Origin of the sequence: Microcystis sp. LE18-22.4A (genome assembly GCF_027531105.1) — a bacterium.
In the GTDB taxonomy this organism is placed as follows: Bacteria; Cyanobacteriota; Cyanobacteriia; order Cyanobacteriales; family Microcystaceae; genus Microcystis; species Microcystis aeruginosa.
This window is the reverse complement of record NZ_JAPZRB010000164.1, coordinates 1-1,303: the sequence shown is the minus strand read 5'-3', so window position 1 is coordinate 1,303 and position 1,303 is coordinate 1. Positions and strand designations below refer to the sequence as shown.

2 protein-coding genes are annotated in these 1,303 nt (G+C 48.0%); one reads left to right on the top strand and one right to left on the bottom strand.

All coding sequences use genetic code 11. From position 1 onward, the window contains the following. Positions 1-119: 119 nt before the first annotated feature. Positions 120-1,166 (bottom strand): type I restriction-modification system subunit M, encoded by a 1,047-nt coding sequence (locus tag O9295_RS07430; RefSeq protein WP_288032539.1) that lies wholly within the window; start codon positions 1,164-1,166, stop codon positions 120-122. An 81-nt stretch (positions 1,167-1,247) separates the two neighbouring features. Here O9295_RS07430 and O9295_RS27310 point away from each other — a divergent pair. Then, on the top strand, positions 1,248-1,303 hold a 56-nt coding region (locus tag O9295_RS27310), incomplete at its 3' end, for a helix-turn-helix domain-containing protein (RefSeq protein ID WP_353846024.1).

Sequence of the window (1,303 nt, the reverse complement as noted above, 5' to 3'; positions counted from 1 at the left end):
CTGAAATGGGGCGAAAGTCTGTGGACTCTGTGTAAGACAGTACATGGTTTTTTAACTGTGGTATGCGACGGTGGTGGAAGCAGAAACTTAAATCGTGAGGTTTAGGAATCGCCGCACTTTTAGGGCGGCGAGGATGTCAAGTGCTGGACAAACATCAGATCCGCCTTTTTCCCCTTTTCCGGGCAGAATTCGCGAAAGCGGTTGGTAAACTTGAGATTAGCCCGGCTGTAATCCTGGGAAAAGGGCGGATTAGCGAGAACTCGGTCAAACTTGCGAATCTGTCCGTTTTCTAAAATGAGCGGATCTTCGAGAGTGTCCCCGTTTTCAATGGTGAAGCGGGTGATGTTGTGGAGGATCATATTCATATTACAAATTGACCAGACCGTACCATTAGAATCCTGTCCGTAGAGCGCCAGATTCTGGGGGTTTTGCCCCTGTTCCTCCACATATTGATAGGACTGGATAAGGAAACCGCCCGACCCCACGGTAGGGTCATAGATAGTATGGCCCGCTTGGGGTTTGACCAACTGTACCAACAGCCGCACCACCTCGGCCGGCGTGTAAAATTCTCCCCCTTTCTTCCCGGCACTATCGGCAAAGTATTTGATTAGGTACTCGTAGGCTGCACCCAATAGGTCGGGAAACTCAAAATTATCGTTGACTAGCACAAATTGGGGCTGATTGAAATGATCTAGTAAATCCTTCCATTTTTGGTCAGGTATCTTGGTTTTGCCCTTGGTGGCATTAAAATCGATGTTATTCTTCAGCACTCCCGCCAAGGCATCGTTAGCATCCTCTACCGCCGCTAATGCCTTATTGAGCATATTGCCGATGTCCTGCTTAAGGTGTTTGAGCGGCGGGACTTCCTGGCCGTTTTCGTCGCGCCAGGATTGATGCCAGCGAGCGCGAGGAGGTACGAAAAATGTTTCTCCATAGGAGGTTTCGCTTTCTAGGAGTTCGGCCAGCAGCAACGGATCTGGGAGGTGTGCATATTGTTTCTTGAGTTGCGCTTGCTTGCGCTCAAACTCGTCTGACAAGCGTTTGAGGAACAACATCCCAAAGATAAATTCTTTGAACTCGGAAGCGTCCATTTTACCGCGAAGAATGTCCGCCGCCTTAAATAGAAAGCCTTCGAGTTGACTGAGAGTGATCTTTTCTTGTTTCATCGAAAATTTGGGTCTGAAACCCCGTCGTTCTACGACGGCTTTACTGTTAAATATTAGCGCATTTACACGATATATGCTAGAATGCGAGATATGGAAAAAGCCTATTCGTTTCGATTTTACCCAACACCCGAACAAGA

Bases quoted from the DNA above. Each gene is read 5' to 3' on its own strand.
- O9295_RS07430 (WP_288032539.1), bottom strand. From the start codon at position 1,166: ATGAAACAAGAAAAGATCACTCTCAGTCAACTCGAAGGCTTTCTATTT.